Raw genomic sequence first — 15,745 nt, forward strand, 5'->3', positions numbered from 1 at the left:
TTCTACGCAGTTTTTATTCAGCTATTCTTTTTTTCAAATCCATTCTTTCGTGTAATATTCTCGTAATCTCAACATAATTTTCGTTTAAAGTTCTATAGAATATTATATGTCGATTTGATTTTATTCCTAAAAGTTGCTTTGAAATTCCTTCATAATTCTTTCCTAAATCTGGATTTTCAGCAATTTCCTCACAATTTGAGATTAGTCCATCGTAATATTTATCGGCTTGTTTTTCCGACCAAACCTCAAATGTATATTCCCAAATTTTTGATAAATCCGTAACAGCTTTGTTCGTTAGTTTATATTCAGCCATTCGAGTGCTTTTTCGCCTTTAGAGATTCAAGATGCTTTTTCGGGTCAAAATCGTGCGCTATTCCGCTGTCTATTCCTTCTTGAATTGCTTTTTTCAATGCAATTACTTTACTTTCTTCTTCTTCTAAAAGTCTTAATCCTGCTCGTATTACTTCGCTAACGTTTTTAAATCTTCCCTCACTAATACTACTTTGCACGAATTGGTCAAAATAATTTCCGAGTGATATTGATGTGTTTTTGTTCATTTTGATACTATTTACATCAAATATACCAAAAATTGGTATGATTGCAAAATTTTTCTCAAATTGCGTAGAACTCTAATGATATGAAATCGTTTCAATGTTTTATATCAGAAGTTAATGAAGTTAGCTTTTTACAAGGATAGAAACAAACTAAATTAGTTTTTAATGTATTTTTTTAAGTTAAGTATTGTATAAAAAATATAAAAAAAAGTCCCAATTTCTAACTTGAAATTTGGACTTTTTAAATGAAAGTATTTAAGATTTAATTCTTGATTTTTTCTTGTGTTTTATTTAATAAAATAGGTTCTCCATAACCTAATTCTTTCATTCTACCCAATTGCGTTTCTGCATCACCAACAACTAACCAAATCATTTTATTAGGATTAACGTATTTGTTTGCTAATGCCGTAATTTGCTCTTTGGTCATGTTGTTAACCGTGTTTTCTTGGTCTTTTACATAATCTGCATTCCAGTTATAATCACTAATATTAGATAACATATTTAGTTTTGCTCTAGAAGTTTCAAAAGCTCTTGCGTTACTTTTAATTAAGAAACTTTTGGTAGTTTCTAAATCTTTATCAGAAAAAGTAGTTGGGTATTCTTCTAATATTTTCTTAACAGCTTGTGCAGATTCTAAGGTTACGTTAGATCTAACTCCGCTAGAAATAGTAAAAGTTCCTTTTGCTTTTGTTCCAGAAAAACCAGAACGAATTCCGTAGGTATATCCCTTTCCTTCTCTTAATTCTTGTGTTAAACGAGAAGCAAAACCACCACCACCAAGAATATAGTTCATAACAGAAGCAGCATAAAAATCTTTATCTGTTGCAGCTAAAGCTGGTGCGCCAAATTGTAAAACAGATTGTTTTGCGTTTGGTATATCGTAAAAATAAACAGCAGGCTTAGTTGGTGTATCTGGAGTTTTATATACTGGAATTGTAACTTCTTTTGCAGGCCAATTAGTATTTAAAGTAGCTAGAGAAGCCACTACTTTTTCTTTAGAAATATCGCCAACAATTAACATTTTTGCTACAGATGGAGAAATGTTGTTGTTGTAATATGCTTTTAAATCGTCAATTGTTATTTTTTCTACGGATGTTATACTACCTAAGATGTTTTTAGAACGAATGTTGTCTTTTCCGTAAATTAATTCATTGTAAGCATTTCTTGCTACAGAATTAGGACTTGCTTCTTGCTGACGTAAATTAGCAATTGTTGCTTTTTTTAGTAAATCGAATTCTTTTTCATCGAACCTTGGTTCTAACAAAATTTCTTGTGTTAATGCCAATGTTTTATCATAGTTTTTGGCTAAAGTTGTTCCGCTTAAAGTAATGTTTTCTACGTTTGAATACACGTAAATAGAAGCTCCTAGTTCTTGTATTGCTTCTTCTAATTCTTTTACCGTTTTATTTTTGGTTCCTTTATTTAATAAGTCTGCAGTTAAATTAGCGACACCTAATTTATCCATAGACTCTAATAATTGTCCGCCATCAATAGTAATATTAAAACGTACTAAAGGAACTTCTTCATTCTGTATTCCAAATATTTTTAGACCATTGTCTAAGCTACTTTTATATACTTCAGGTACTGCTAAAGAAGGTGTTTCTCCGTAAGGAGGTTCTACACTTCTATCAAAAGTAGAAGGTGTTTTCTCGTAAGTAGCAGCAATTTTAGGATCGAATTTTTCTTCGGCTCCTGTTACAATTTGTTCTTCAACCACATCTGCTAAAACAGCACCTGTTAAAGCTAAATCAATTGCATTTTTAGGAATAAAACTAGTAGCAACATAATTTTTGTTTTTAATGTATTTGTTATAAACACGTAGCACATCTTCTGTGGTTACCGCAAGGGTATTTTTAATGTCTTCAGTTACAAAACCAGGGTTTCCTGTATAGGTGTTGTAAGAAGCTAAATTTGTTCCTTTACCTAAAACACTCGATAAACTGCTGTAAAAACTAGTTTCTTGTCCTGCTTTAATCTTGTTTAAGTCTTTTTCTGAAATTCCTTCTGCTTCAAATTTTGCAAATGCTTTTACAATTCCATCTTTTACTGCGTCTAATTTGGTGTCATTAAAAGCTCTAACGATAAGTTGAGTTTCTCCTGCAACTTCAGAAAAATAATTATACATAGTTGTGTTTGATGTTAATTTTAATTCATCAACCAAAACCTGATTTAAAGGAGCCGATTTTCCATCAGTTAAATACTGAGTTAAGACTTCTAAAGCATAAGAATCTGTATGGTATTGCTCTACTGTTGGCCAAACCATTGTTAATTGCGGAACTCTAGCAAAATTATCTTCATAATATAAAGACTTAATTTCATCTACTTTTCCAGGTCTTTTTTCTAATGCAGGAATTTCTTCTGTTCCCTTAGGAATTTCATCAAAATATTTATGAACCCATTTTGTAGCTTGTTCAATATCTAAATCACCGGACAATACTAAAGTTGCATTGTTGGGTACGTACCATTTTTTAAAAAATGTCTTTACATCGTTTAAAGTAGCGTTTTGTAAATCTTCTAGAGAGCCAATTACTTGCCAATTATATGGGTGGTTACTTGGATATAGATTTTTACCAATTACATATTGATTATGTCCGTAAGGTCTGTTATCTATACTCTGTCTTTTTTCATTTTTAACAACTTGTTTTTCTTTTGCTAAAACAGGATCTGTAACGGTGTTTATAAACCAACCTAACTTATCTGCTTCTGCCCAAATCATTTTTTCTAAACCATCTTTTGGTACGGTTTGTAAATAATTTGTTCTATCTCTAGAAGTAGATCCGTTTGCACCAGAACCACCAATTCTTGCACTCATTTTATCTAAACCACCTTTTCCTAAATTTTCTGATTCTAAGAATAACAAGTGTTCAAATAAATGGGCAAAGCCGGTTCTACCTTCTACTTCTCTTGCAGAACCTACATGAACCATTAATTCTACTGCGACAACAGGGTCTGACTTGTCTACGTGAAAAACAACATCTAAACCATTGTCTAGTTCAATTTTTTGGTAGTTAATACTTAATTCGGGTGTTTTCTCTTTAGGAGTTTCTTTACAACTTAAAAAGGTTGTTGTAACTAAAAAAGCAAGTAATATTTTTTTCATTTGGGTTGATTTTTTAAAGATTGGAAAATACTAAAATTAATTGATGAGAAAACTTTAGAATTGTTAAATTAAATAAGTTTCTAAAAGAAATAGATTAAGATGCTATATGGCACTTTGTGTACTTTTTTCCCTGCCAAGTCTTTATATCTTCCATTTTTTTATCAATTTTAGCAACCATTTCAAAGTTTTTTAATCCGTTCCATTTTGGTGCTATTAATAAATCTACAGGAGCTTGACTGATAAAGCGTTCTATCACAATATCTGGTCTTAATAATGCAACGAATTCGGTTATAAATCGAATATAGCTCTCTTGAGTAAAAAGCTGAAAATCTTCTGGGTTTCGTTTGTATTGAGAGGCCATAATCGATTTTTTTACAATTTGTAAATGGTGTAATTTTAAGGTGTTAATAGGTAGTTTAGAAATTTCAATAGCGTGGTTTAATAAGTCTTCTTTAGTTTCTCCAGGTAACCCCATAATTAAATGGGCGCCTAAATGAAAACCTCTGTTTTTACATTTGTTAAAAGTAGCAATAGTGTCATTATAAGTATGACATCTGTTTACTTTTTTTAATGTTTTATTTAAAGTGCTTTCCACACCAAACTCTAAAGAAATAAAATGCTTTTTTGATAGAAAAGATAGGTAATCGATAACTTCATCAGAAATACAATCTGGTCTTGTGCCAATAACCAAACCAATTACATTTGGCACGCTTAAAGCCTCGTCATACATTTTTTTTAATGATTCAAAATCTGAATAGGTATTTGTGTATGCTTGAAAATACGCTAAGTATTGTTGTGTTTTGTATTTGGTAGCAAATCTAGAAATACCTTCTTCTAACTGTTGTTTTATGCCTTTTGTTGGTTGGCAATAATCTGGATTAAATGTATTGTTGTTGCAATAGGTACAACCTCCGTAGCCTTTAGAGCCGTCTCTGTTTGGGCAAGAAAACCCAATGTCTAAAGATATTTTTTGAACTCTTTCGCCGAAAGTTAATTTAATAAATGATGAATAATCTAAATAGCGTTTTCCTGAAAATTTCATAAAAAATATCTTTAAGAAATAATATAAATAATAAGGTTATTGAAAGAAAGTATGCTAAAAAAAAACTCCAATTTTAATAATTGGAGTTTTTTAATTTTGAATTTATTTTTGAGCTAGTTGCCATTTCCATGAAGAGGCTAATGCTTCTTCTAGAGTTTGTTCTGTTTTCCAGTTTAATTCTTTGTTAGCAATAGTAGTATCTGCATAAGCAGCAGTAATATCACCTTCTCTTCTTGGAACAATTTTATAATTTAATGGTTTTCCAGAAGCTTTTTCAAAAGCTTTAATTACTTCTAAAACAGAACTTCCTTTTCCTGTACCTACATTAAAATATTCAAATGCTTTTTTGTTATTCTTTTTGATTAGACGTTGTAAAGCAGCAATATGTGCTTTTGCTAAATCTACTACGTGAATATAATCACGAACCGCAGTACCATCTACAGTATCATAATCATCACCAAAAACAGATAATTCTGCACGCATACCTGCAGCTGTTTGTGTAATATAAGGAATCAAGTTTTGAGGTACTCCTAAAGGTAATTCTCCAATTTTAATTGATGGGTGTGCGCCAATCGGGTTAAAATATCTTAAGGCAATAATATTTAAATCATGTGCTCTACTAGCGTCTCTTAAAATTTCTTCACCAATTTGTTTTGTGTTTCCGTAAGTAGATTCTGCTGCTTTTACAGGTGCATTTTCTGTAATAGGCAACTCATCTGCTTGACCGTAAACAGTACAAGAAGAGGAGAAAATAAAGTTGTCTAACTTTCTGTCTCTCATTTCTTGTAATAAATATACTAAAGAACCTAAGTTGTTTTCGTAGTAATCTAAAGGTTTGTGCATACTTTCTCCAACTGCTTTAAAGGCAGCAAAGTGAATAATACCGTCTACTTTATTGTTTTCGAAAAAGTTTTTTACATCACTTTTAATTCTTAAATCGATTTGATGAAAATCTGGCTTAATACCTGTTATAGATGTAATGTTATCTAGTACACCGATAGATGTGTTCGATAAATCATCGATAATTACTACTTCAAAACCTTCGTTTTGTAATTCTACAACGGTGTGAGAACCAATAAATCCTAATCCTCCTGTAATTAATATTCTTTTCATTCTGTTTTATTTATGCATCATTAAGAGGAATTACAATGCAGTAATATGTTTGGTTATTATAAGATAGCAATGTTGTTTTTCCTCTAAATAACAATGCTATCCTTTTTAGTCTACAAAATCTAAAATAGTCTTTGTAATAAACTCTAATTGTTCTTTGTCTAGCTCTGTGTGCATTGGTAAAGAAATTACGGTCTTTATCAACTCATTGGTTACAGGGAAATCACTTTCGTTGTAACGAGTATCAGCATACGCTTTTTGAGAATGCAAAGCTACTGGATAGTATATCGCATTCGGAATTCCGTTGTCTAACAAATGTTTGTGTAATGCATCTCTTTTACCATTTGTAATTTGCAACGTATATTGATGAAATACGTGGCAATCACAAGTATCACAGATTTCGCCACAGGCACTTGTTGTTGGTGTAATAATATGTTCTGAAACAGAAAGTGCTTCGTTGTAAAAACGAGCCGCGTTTCTTCTTGCTTCACAATAGGTATCTAGTAAAGGTAATTTAGCTTTTAAAACTCCGGCTTGTATAGAATCTAAACGAGAGTTTACACCTACTACATCATGATAGTAACGTGTATACATTCCGTGATTTACAATTCCGCGAATGGTATGTGCTAATTCGTCATCATTTGTAAAAATAGCTCCACCATCTCCGTAACAACCTAAGTTTTTAGAAGGGAAGAAAGAAGTTGTACCAACGTTTCCAATAGTACCTGCTTTCTTTTTTGTTCCGTCTTTAAAAGTATAATCTGCTCCAATTGCTTGCGCATTGTCTTCAATTACAAAAAGATTGTGCTCTTTTGCAATTTCCATTACAGCATCCATATTTGCCACTTGTCCAAATAAATGAACAGGTACAATGGCTTTTGTTTTTGGAGTGATCGCTCTTTTTAAAGCTTCAATATCTATGTTGTATGTTTCTGCATCAACATCTACTAAAACAGGTGTTAGTTTTAATAATGCAATTACTTCTACGGTTGCAGCAAAAGTAAAATCGGCAGTAATCACTTCATCACCTTGCTCTAAACCTAGTCCCATCATTGCTATTTGCAATGCATCGGTTCCGTTTGCACAAGGAATTACGTGCTTTACATCTAGATATTTCTCTAAATCTGCTTGAAATTCATGAACTAAAGGTCCATTTATGTATGCTGAAGTATTTAAAACCTCTTCTATAGAAGAATTTACAGCTTCTTTTATTTGTTGATATTGACCTTGTAGGTCAACCATTTGAATTTTTTTCATATAAAAAATTTTGCTCATCAAAAATACGAACTTACTTTCATTTTCTTTGTAGTTATCCGTAAATAATAATTCTGTTATCTTTGAAAAAAATCAATTTTATGAAGTTTTTAGGACGTTTTTTTAAAATTCTGTTAATTCTTGTCGTGTTGCTAGTTGTTTCTGTCTGGATGTATTCAAAAACATATTATCCAAAATATTCTGGAGAGCTAGAATTGAAAAATATTTCTGATAAAGTAACCGTATATTTTGATGATATTGGTGTGCCTCATATCAATGCTCAAAATCAAAAAGATGCTTATGTTGCTTTGGGGTATGTACATGCTCAAGAAAGGTTATGGCAAATGGAATTGATGCGAAGAATTGCGGCCGGAAGACTGTCTGAAATTTTTGGAAAAGACTTGGTTAGGGTAGATCAGTTTTTTGGAGGGTTAGGGATAGAAGAAGCGGCAGAGAAAACCATTGCAGGTTTAGACAAAACAACTCAATCTTATATTTTAACTCAGTCATATTTAGAAGGAGTCAATCAGTATATAGAAGAAGGGAAAACACCTTTAGAATTTACGTTGGTAGGAGTAGAGAAAGAAAAATATACCATTAAAGATATTTATAATGTTTTTGGTTATATGTCTTTTAGTTTTGCTGTTGCTCATAAAACAGATCCTTTATTAACAGAAATTAAAGAAAAGCTAGGGGATTCGTATTTAAATGAATTGTTGAATTCTAATAATGAATATTTGACAATTAATAGAACGAGTATTCCAACTAAAATAGAAGCAACATTTTCTAAAACGGTAGCTTCTATTATGGATGATTTACCTGTTTCTCCTTTTATTGGGAGTAATTCTTGGATTCTAGGACCAGAAAAAACAAAGAACGGAAAAGTGATTTTTGAGAACGATCCGCACATAGCTTTTTCGCAACCTTCAGTTTGGTATCAAAACCATATAAAAACTCCCGATTTTGAAATTTATGGATTCAATATTGCTTTAATGCCGTTTCCATTGTTAGGGCACAATAGAGAATATGCTTATGGTTTAACCATGTTGGCAAATGATGATTTAAACTTTTATGTAGAAGAAAATAATCCTGCGGATGCAGCAGAATATAAAACGGTAGATGGTTATAAAAAGTATGAATTGAGGGATAAAACAATTCGTATAAAAAATGAAATTGACACTACTTTTAAGGTAAAAGTAAGCAAGCATGGACCTATAATGAATGATTTAATAACACATATTATAGATGATAGGCCTATTGCAATGAATTGGGTTTACACGCAATTGCCTAATGAAATGTTAGAGGTGTCTTATAAAATTTCTCATGCGCATTCTATGTCCGATTTTAAAAGTGGAGTTGCTAGAATTCATGCGCCAGGTTTAAATGTAATGTATGGTGACGCAAAAGACAATATTGCTTGGTTTTCTTCTGCAAAATTGTATCAATTAAGAGATAGCTTGTCTTCTAAAACCTATTTAAATGGAGCTTCTGGTAATGATGAAATTTTAGAGTTTTTACCTTTCGAAGAAAACCCGAAAGCTATAAACCCAAGTTGGAATTATGTGTATTCTGCCAATAATCAAGTAGATTCTGTAAGAGGTAAGTTGTATCCAGGATATTACCAACCACAAGACAGGGCTAAAAGAATTGTAGAGTTATTAGATAAAAAGAATGATTTTACAAAAGAAGATGTTGCTAATATGACCTACGATGTAAAATCATCTACGGTGGCAGAAATTATTAATAGTTTGTTGAAAAGTGTAGATAAATCAGGATTGTCTGCGTCTGAAAGAAAAGCGTTTTCTATACTTCAAAATTGGGATGGCGATTATTTAAAAACGGCAGTTGGTCCTACGATTTACAATCGTTTTTTATATGAGTTTTTAAGTGCTACTTATAAAGATGAATTGGGTGATAGTTTCGACTTGTTTATCAATTCTCAATTACAAGATGAGGTGTTGTTGAATCAGATAGAAAGAAAGAGTTCTGTTTGGTGGGATAATGTTGCTACTAAAAATAAAATTGAAACGAGAAACAATATCGTTCAAGAATCATTTAAAAAGTCTTTTTCATTTTTGCAAAATCAGTTGGGTGAAAATGTTGATAGCTGGACTTGGAATAGGGTTTTTTCTGTGGAATATGAACATGCTATAGGAAAAGCGGGAGGATTGTTGCGTAAACTCTTTAACTTAGGTCCTTATGAAACGATTGGTGGGAATGAGGTTATAAATAATCAGATTTTTAAATTAGATAGTACGGGGTATTATAAGGTAACTGCAGGTCCCTCTACACGAAGAGTTATCGATTTTTCTGATGTAGAAAATAGCTTAGCAGTTATACCTACAGGGCAATCTGGTAATGTATTTAGTAAGTTTTATAAAAATCAAACAAAAAAATATTTGCAAGGGGAATTTGTAAAAATGAAACTAAATCAAACTGAAATTGAACAAAGTGAGAATGTATTGATTTTTAAGCCGATGGAATAGCAAGAATTATTATTGGTGTTCAAAAAAATAAAGGAAGAGAAGATATAGTATTTTGTCATTTCTGCCTTTTGGGAGAAATCACATAAAGTTAGGTAAGTGCTATCACTGCTATGAGATTTCTCCTAGCGTCGAAATGACAATTGGAGTTGAAAATAACATCTAGAGGTATTTTAAGAAATAAAAATTACAAACAAGCGTTCCAAATAACCTCTTTTGGTGTAGGTGCTGTAATGGTAACTTGCTCTTTGGTTACAGGGTGTGTAAATTGAATTTTGCGCGCATGTAGGTGAATACTTCCGTCTTTGTTACTTCTGTCAAATCCGTATTTTAAATCGCCTTTTATAGGGGAACCAATGTTAGAAAGTTGTGATCTAATTTGGTGGTGTCTACCGGTTTCTAAATCAACTTCTATTAAGGAGTAATTGTCTAATTTTTTGATAACAGTATAATGAAGAATCGCTTTTTTACTTCCGTCAATTTCTTTAGCGTATGCAGTAGATTTATTGTTCTTCGGATTCTTTTTTAAGAAATTAATTAAGGTATCTTTTTCTTTCTTTGGATGGTTTTTTACAACTGCCCAATACGTTTTATTGATAGTTTTCTCTCTTAGCATCTTATTAAGACGCTCTAGGGATTTAGATGTTTTTGCAAAAATAATAATACCAGAAGTGGGTCTGTCTAACCTATGTACAACTCCTAAATATACATTTCCGGGTTTATTGTATTTGTCTTTAATGTATTCTTTTACAACATCACTTAAAGGTTTGTCTCCTGTTTTATCACCTTGTGTAATATCGCCTGCGCGTTTATTAACAATGATAATGTGGTTGTCTTCAAATAAAATTTGTAAATTTTCTTTAGTAGAATGCATTCTTGATTATTTAAAATCTTTAGCAACATCTTCATTCACGCCATCAATAAAATCTAAAAACTCTTCTCTTCCAAGTCCTGTAGAAGAAGAAGTGATAAAAGATTTAGGAAGCGTCTCCCAAGTGTTTAATAATTTCTTTTTGTAAGAAGTAATTTGTTTGTTTAGTTTAGAGCTACCTAATTTATCTGCTTTGGTAAAAGCAATGCAAAATGGAATTTGATTTTCACCCAAAAACTTCATGAATTCTAAATCAATTTTTTGAGGATCGTGTCTAGAATCTATCAAAACAAAAGTACAAACTAGTTGTTCTCTTTCTTTAAAGTAGTTTTCTATAAAAAACTGAAAAATGGTTCTTTTCTTTTTAGATACTTTAGCATAACCATAACCAGGTAAATCTACTAAAAACCATTCCTCATTAATTTTAAAGTGATTAATAAGTTGTGTTTTACCAGGTTTCCCAGAAATTTTAGCTAAATCTTTGCGCTCCATTAACATGTTAATTAATGAAGATTTACCAACATTAGAACGTCCTATAAATGCATATTCGGGCATTCTTTCTTTTGGAGCATTAGTAACATTACTATTGCTCATCACAAAATCTGCAGATCTAATTTTCATTATAATAGGTCTCTTTTTATTGAAATTTCTCTAAGCGAGAATTATATATTTTTAGAAGTAAGCCATGAATGAAGAATTTTGTTGAATTCTTCTGGTTTTTCCATCATTGCTGCATGCCCACATTTATCAATCCAAAATAACTCTGAATTCGATAAAAGTTTATGAAAGTCTTCGGCTGCTTCAGGTGGTGTAACACCGTCTTGTTTTCCCCAAATTAAACATGTTGGATGTTTCATGTCGGGTAAATCATTCGCCATATTGTGTCTTATGGCACTTTTGGCAATAGATAACGTTTTTAAAGCTTTCATTCTGTCATTAACAGTACTGTAAACATCATCTACTAATTCCTTAGTTGCAATTGCAGGGTCGTAAAAAACTTCTCTGGCTTTTTGTTCTATGTATTCGTAGTTTCCTCTTTTAGGAAAACTATCTCCCATTGCTTTTTCATACATTCCAGAACTACCTGTAAGTACAAGAGCACTCACTTTTTCTGGGTAATGTTTTGTGAAATATAAGGCAATATGACCTCCTAGAGAGTTTCCTAAAAGTATTGCGTTATCTATCTGTTTGTGTTCTAAAAACTCCTTTAAAAACTTTGCTAAATTTTTAACATTTGTTTTTAAAAGGGGTAAAGAATATAAAGGTAATTCTGGGATTAAAACTTTGTATCCGTTGCTAGAAAAATGATCAAAAGTTGAGTCAAAATTACTCAAAGCTCCCATTAATCCATGTAAAATAATGATTGCAGGTCCTTCTCCAGCTTCTGCATACGTAAATTTCCCTTCCTCTGTTAACTTATCAGTCATTAATTATTAATTGGCTTAGAAGCAAATGTAATTCTTTTTTACGAAATAAATATCGTTTTCGTAAAGGACTATTCTTAAAATAAAATAGACTCTACCTGCAATGAATTGTTAATAAAAGCGTTATTTATTAACAATGTGGTAAAAAGTGGTAAAAAGTGGTAAAATTTACATATTTTTGACTTCAATTAATATGTTTTAAGTGTGATAAACCTAATTGGTACATATGAGTGTAAATCAGATGCTAAGGGGAGATTGATGTTTTCATCAGCCTTTAAAAAGCAACTAGATTCTGTGTTACAAGATGGTTTTGTCGTGAAAAGAGCTGTTTTTCAACCGTGTTTAGAGTTGTATCCGATGAAAGAATGGAACTTGATGATGGAAAAAATCAACAAACTTAACAGGTTTAGTAAAAAGAATAATGATTTTATTAGAAGATTTACAGCAGGAGTAAAGATGGTAGAATTAGATGCTACTGGTAGAATTTTAATTCCAAAAGATTTGTTTGAGTTTGCAGGAATTAAAAAACAAGTAGTAATGTCTTCTTCAGTGAATATCATTGAAATTTGGGATAAAGAGAAGTATGAAAAAGCCATTGATGATGCAGCAGATGATTTTGCTGATTTGGCTGAAGAGGTAATGGGAAATACAGAATTAGATGAATTATCATAATCCAGTTTTATTGCAAGAGAGTGTAGATGCGTTAGCTATTAAAGAAGACGGTGTTTATGTAGATGTTACGTTTGGTGGCGGAGGTCATTCAAGAGAAATTTTGAAAAGATTGGGTGCAAATGGGAAATTGTTTGGTTTTGATCAAGATCCAGATGCTTTAGGAAATGTAATTGATGATGAGCGTTTTGTTTTGATTCCTGAAAATTTTAGATATATCTCAAGGTTTTTGAGGTTTAATGGTGTGCGAAAAGTAGATGGTGTTTTAGCGGATTTAGGTGTTTCTTCTCATCAGTTTGATGAGGCGGAAAGAGGGTTCTCTACTCGCTTTGATGGTGATTTAGATATGAGAATGAATCAGAAATCTAAAACATCAGCTAAAGAAATTGTCAATTCATATTCAGAGGAAAAATTGGCGGAAATATTGTTTTTATATGGAGAGTTGAGGAACTCTAGAAATATAGCAAAAACAATTGTAGAGAAGAGGCAAGAAGAGAAAATAGATACGAGTTTTCAGTTAAGAAAAGTGTTGCAAAAGTATTTACCAAAAGCAAAAGAACATAAAATTATAGCCCAAATTTTTCAGGCGATTCGAATAGAAGTGAACGAGGAATTAGATGTTTTAAAAGAGTTTTTAGAGCAGATGCCTAATTTATTAAAAGAAGATGGTCGATTAAGTGTAATCTCATATCATTCTTTAGAAGATAGGTTGGTGAAAAGGTTTATAAGAACTGGCTTGTTTAAAGGTGAGTTAGAGAAAGATGTTTTTGGTAGAAGTAATGAACCAATGCAAAAAGTAGGGAAGTTGATTGTGCCTACGGCGCAAGAGATTAAACTAAATAATAGGGCTCGTAGTGCTAAGTTAAGGATAGCAACTTTAAGAAAGTAAGATGTCTAAGGTTAAAAAAGGACTTTACGATTTTCTGAGAGGAAGTTTTCTTACAGATGATGCTGCCTTTAATAATTGGCGAATCATCATTTTTGTGGTTATGTTGTTGTTAATTATGATAACAAGCGCACATAAAGCAGAGCGAAAAGTTATTCAGATATCAATTTTGAATAAACAGAAAAGAGAGTTAAGAGCAGTGTATGTGGATACTGGTACTATTTTAATGAGAATGAAAATGGAGTCGAGTATCAGAGAAAAAGCAAAGGCAAGAGGTTTAGAACCTTTAAAATCCCCACCGAAGAAAATAAAAGTAACCATTAAAGATTAATAAAATTGGCAACTCAGAAAAAAAGCATACTTACAAAATTCTACTTAGTAGCTGCTTTTATGACGCTATTTTTGTTGGCTATTGTGTTTCGTGTTTTTTCCATTCAACATACGGAGGGAGATAAGTATCGAAAATTGTCTACAGAATTAACTATCAGACAAGATACTATTTACGCTAATAAGGGAAATGTTTATGCGGCAGATGGAAATTTGCTGGCTACTTCTATGTCTAAATTTACGATTAGAATGGATGTGGTTGCTGTAGATAGTGAAATTTTTGAGAAAAACATTGTGGCATTGTCTAAGTCGCTTTCAGGTATGTTTGGGAGAACGTCTTACTATTATCAAAATAAATTAAGAACAGCAAAAAAGAGGAGAAATAGATATTTGTTAATAGCTAGAAATGTAGGTTATACAGATTATTTGAAGATTAAGGATTTTCCTATTTTTAATAGAGGTGTTTATTCAGGAGGTTTTATTGCGGAGCATAAAACGGTAAGAGCACATCCTATTGGTAAGATTGCTGCGCGTACAATTGGGTATGCAGATTTTAGAGGGGAAGCAGGTATAGAAGGTGCTTTTGCAGATTATATGCAAGGAGTAAATGGTTTGCGATGGAAGCAAAAAATCGCAAAAAATCAGTGGAAACCTATAAATGATGTAAATGAAAAGGAGCCTATTGATGGGCATGATATTATAACAACTATAGATGTTAATATTCAGGATATTACGCATCATGCTTTGTTAGATAAATTAAAGTTTTTTGAAGCAGAGCATGGTAGTGCTGTAGTTATGGAGACTGCAACAGGAGAAATTAAGGCAATTTCTAATTTAGGAAGAGATTCTAATGGAGGATATTACGAAAAAAGAAATTATGCTGTTTGGGAAAGCCATGAGCCAGGTTCTACTTTTAAGTTAGCGAGTTTAATGGTTGCTTTAGACGATAAAGTAATAGATACATCAACTATTGTAGATACTGAAAAGGGTAGGATTTATGTAAATAATAGAAAGGTAGAAGATTCTCATCATGGTGGTTATGGTAAGATTTCCGTAGCAAGAGTGTTAGAGGTTTCTTCTAATGTTGGTGTGGTAAAGGTGATTCAAAAGTATTACGATAAAAATCCTCAAAGGTTTTATGATAAAATAGCCGAATATGGTTTTACAAAGCCAATTGGTTTTCAAATACAAGGAGAGGGGAAGCCTTATGTTCCGAGTCCGAAAGATGATAGTTGGAGTAAAATTTCGCTAGAGTGGATGTCTTGGGGTTATGGTATTTCTGTGACGCCAATGCAGACGTTAATGTTTTATAATGCTGTTGCAAACAACGGTGTTATGGTAAAACCAAGATTTGTAAAAGAATTAAGAAGAGAAGATAAGGTTGAAAAGGTTTTTGAAACCGAAGTTGTAAACCCTAAAATAGCTTCTGATGAGACTTTAAGTAAGTTACGAAAAGTGTTAGAAAATGTGGTGGTTAAAGGTACGGGTAAAAGTATTTATTCATCTAACTTTTCTATGGCGGGAAAGTCTGGGACTGCTAAAAAATACATTCCTAGAACTAAAAATAGTAAAGGAGAATGGGAAGGCGGTTTTTATTCAAGTCAACGTTATGTAGCTTCCTTTGCAGGTTTTTTTCCTGCGGATAATCCAAAATACTCTTGTATTGTAGTTATCCACGATCCAAAGAAAAAGAAAGGATATTATGGGGCAACAGTTGCTGGACCTGTTTTTAAGGAAATTGCGCAGAAGATTTATACAACAACTCCTATTGATAATCAGTCTGTAGATGATAAAATAGAATTTGCAGCTATAGATGAAAAGTATTTAAATTTTGATAAAGAACTAAATAAAGAATATCAAGAAGTTCCGGATGTTAGAGGGATGTCTGGTATGGATGCTTTGGCATTGTTAGAGAATATCGGGTTAAAAGTACAGTTTACTGGAGTTGGTAAAGTGAAGTCTCAATCACTGAGTAAAGGAGAGAAATTAATAAAAGGAAGAACCATTATTTTAAAACTGTCATAA

14 protein-coding genes are annotated in these 15,745 nt (G+C 32.0%); 5 read left to right on the plus strand and 9 right to left on the minus strand.

Annotated features, from left to right (window positions below):
* Nucleotides 1-13 precede the first annotated feature (13 nt).
* From WG945_RS14125 to WG945_RS14150, 6 genes are all read right to left on the minus strand, one after another.
* Nucleotides 14-313 (minus strand): type II toxin-antitoxin system RelE/ParE family toxin, encoded by a 300-nt coding sequence (locus tag WG945_RS14125; RefSeq protein ID WP_068449604.1) that lies wholly within the window; start codon nucleotides 311-313, stop codon nucleotides 14-16.
* Nucleotides 306-557 (minus strand): type II toxin-antitoxin system ParD family antitoxin, encoded by a 252-nt coding sequence (locus tag WG945_RS14130; protein ID WP_068449605.1) that lies wholly within the window; start codon nucleotides 555-557, stop codon nucleotides 306-308. Before WG945_RS14130 ends, WG945_RS14125 begins: the two co-directional genes overlap by 8 nt.
* A 259-nt stretch (nucleotides 558-816) precedes the next feature.
* Nucleotides 817-3,654 carry a M16 family metallopeptidase gene (locus WG945_RS14135; protein ID WP_068449606.1) on the minus strand — a complete coding sequence of 946 codons (2,838 nt, stop codon included), beginning with the start codon at nucleotides 3,652-3,654 and terminating at the stop codon, nucleotides 817-819.
* A 94-nt stretch (nucleotides 3,655-3,748) separates the two neighbouring features.
* The gene (locus WG945_RS14140; RefSeq protein ID WP_068449607.1) at nucleotides 3,749-4,696 is read right to left on the minus strand and encodes a TIGR01212 family radical SAM protein; all 948 of its coding nucleotides are present in this window, start codon (nucleotides 4,694-4,696) and stop codon (nucleotides 3,749-3,751) included.
* Nucleotides 4,697-4,798: 102 nt separating this feature from the next.
* Nucleotides 4,799-5,809 (minus strand): UDP-glucose 4-epimerase GalE, encoded by a 1,011-nt coding sequence (gene galE, locus WG945_RS14145; RefSeq protein WP_068449608.1) that lies wholly within the window; start codon nucleotides 5,807-5,809, stop codon nucleotides 4,799-4,801.
* Nucleotides 5,810-5,914: 105 nt separating this feature from the next.
* The gene (locus WG945_RS14150) at nucleotides 5,915-7,063 is read right to left on the minus strand and encodes a DegT/DnrJ/EryC1/StrS family aminotransferase (RefSeq protein WP_068449609.1); all 1,149 of its coding nucleotides are present in this window, start codon (nucleotides 7,061-7,063) and stop codon (nucleotides 5,915-5,917) included.
* A gap of 98 nt (nucleotides 7,064-7,161) precedes the next feature.
* Between WG945_RS14150 and WG945_RS14155 the strand changes: the two genes are divergently transcribed.
* A complete protein-coding gene (locus WG945_RS14155; protein ID WP_068449610.1) occupies nucleotides 7,162-9,546 on the plus strand; it encodes a penicillin acylase family protein in 2,385 nt (794 codons plus the stop codon).
* A gap of 184 nt (nucleotides 9,547-9,730) precedes the next feature.
* On the opposite strand, the gene WG945_RS14160 is transcribed toward WG945_RS14155, so the two are convergent.
* The 3 genes from WG945_RS14160 to WG945_RS14170 are packed head-to-tail and all read right to left on the minus strand — an operon-like array spanning nucleotide 9,731 to nucleotide 11,841.
* Nucleotides 9,731-10,417: an RluA family pseudouridine synthase gene (locus WG945_RS14160; RefSeq protein ID WP_068449611.1), complete on the minus strand. Its 687-nt coding sequence runs from the start codon at nucleotides 10,415-10,417 to the stop codon at nucleotides 9,731-9,733.
* Nucleotides 10,418-10,423: 6 nt separating this feature from the next.
* Entirely contained in the window at nucleotides 10,424-11,035 is a 612-nt protein-coding gene (gene yihA, locus WG945_RS14165; RefSeq protein ID WP_068449612.1) for a ribosome biogenesis GTP-binding protein YihA/YsxC, read from the minus strand.
* Nucleotides 11,036-11,076: 41 nt separating this feature from the next.
* On the minus strand, nucleotides 11,077-11,841 hold the full coding sequence (locus WG945_RS14170; protein ID WP_068449613.1) for an alpha/beta fold hydrolase: 765 nt from the start codon (nucleotides 11,839-11,841) through the stop codon (nucleotides 11,077-11,079).
* A gap of 201 nt (nucleotides 11,842-12,042) precedes the next feature.
* Between WG945_RS14170 and mraZ the strand changes: the two genes are divergently transcribed.
* From mraZ to WG945_RS14190, 4 genes are read left to right on the plus strand one after another with little or no spacing between them, the layout of a single operon-like run.
* Nucleotides 12,043-12,510, plus strand: coding sequence for a division/cell wall cluster transcriptional repressor MraZ (mraZ, locus tag WG945_RS14175; RefSeq protein WP_068449614.1), 468 nt, complete (start codon nucleotides 12,043-12,045; stop codon nucleotides 12,508-12,510).
* A complete protein-coding gene (gene rsmH, locus WG945_RS14180) occupies nucleotides 12,497-13,396 on the plus strand; it encodes a 16S rRNA (cytosine(1402)-N(4))-methyltransferase RsmH (protein ID WP_068449615.1) in 900 nt (299 codons plus the stop codon). Before mraZ ends, rsmH begins: the two co-directional genes overlap by 14 nt.
* Before the next feature lies 1 nt (nucleotide 13,397).
* The gene (locus tag WG945_RS14185) at nucleotides 13,398-13,724 is read left to right on the plus strand and encodes an FtsL-like putative cell division protein (protein ID WP_068449616.1); all 327 of its coding nucleotides are present in this window, start codon (nucleotides 13,398-13,400) and stop codon (nucleotides 13,722-13,724) included.
* 59 nt (nucleotides 13,725-13,783) lie between these two features.
* Complete coding sequence (locus WG945_RS14190; RefSeq protein WP_068449617.1) at nucleotides 13,784-15,745, plus strand: penicillin-binding protein; 1,962 nt, start codon at nucleotides 13,784-13,786, stop codon at nucleotides 15,743-15,745.

The sequence above is a fragment of the Polaribacter atrinae genome (genome assembly GCF_038023995.1).
GTDB classification, from domain to species: Bacteria; Bacteroidota; Bacteroidia; order Flavobacteriales; family Flavobacteriaceae; genus Polaribacter; species Polaribacter atrinae.

Coding starts and splice junctions, on each gene's coding strand:
- WG945_RS14140 (WP_068449607.1), bottom strand. CDS start 4,696: ATGAAATTTTCAGGAAAACGCTATTTAGATTATTCATCATTTATTAAA.
- WG945_RS14160 (WP_068449611.1), bottom strand. CDS start 10,417: ATGCATTCTACTAAAGAAAATTTACAAATTTTATTTGAAGACAACCAC.
- WG945_RS14125 (WP_068449604.1), bottom strand. CDS start 313: ATGGCTGAATATAAACTAACGAACAAAGCTGTTACGGATTTATCAAAA.
- WG945_RS14190 (WP_068449617.1), top strand. CDS start 13,784: ATGACGCTATTTTTGTTGGCTATTGTGTTTCGTGTTTTTTCCATTCAA.
- WG945_RS14185 (WP_068449616.1), top strand. CDS start 13,398: ATGTCTAAGGTTAAAAAAGGACTTTACGATTTTCTGAGAGGAAGTTTT.
- WG945_RS14170 (WP_068449613.1), bottom strand. CDS start 11,841: ATGACTGATAAGTTAACAGAGGAAGGGAAATTTACGTATGCAGAAGCT.
- galE (WP_068449608.1), bottom strand. CDS start 5,809: ATGAAAAGAATATTAATTACAGGAGGATTAGGATTTATTGGTTCTCAC.
- WG945_RS14135 (WP_068449606.1), bottom strand. CDS start 3,654: ATGAAAAAAATATTACTTGCTTTTTTAGTTACAACAACCTTTTTAAGT.
- yihA (WP_068449612.1), bottom strand. CDS start 11,035: ATGAAAATTAGATCTGCAGATTTTGTGATGAGCAATAGTAATGTTACT.
- WG945_RS14150 (WP_068449609.1), bottom strand. CDS start 7,063: ATGAAAAAAATTCAAATGGTTGACCTACAAGGTCAATATCAACAAATA.
- rsmH (WP_068449615.1), top strand. CDS start 12,497: ATGAATTATCATAATCCAGTTTTATTGCAAGAGAGTGTAGATGCGTTA.
- WG945_RS14155 (WP_068449610.1), top strand. CDS start 7,162: ATGAAGTTTTTAGGACGTTTTTTTAAAATTCTGTTAATTCTTGTCGTG.
- WG945_RS14130 (WP_068449605.1), bottom strand. CDS start 557: ATGAACAAAAACACATCAATATCACTCGGAAATTATTTTGACCAATTC.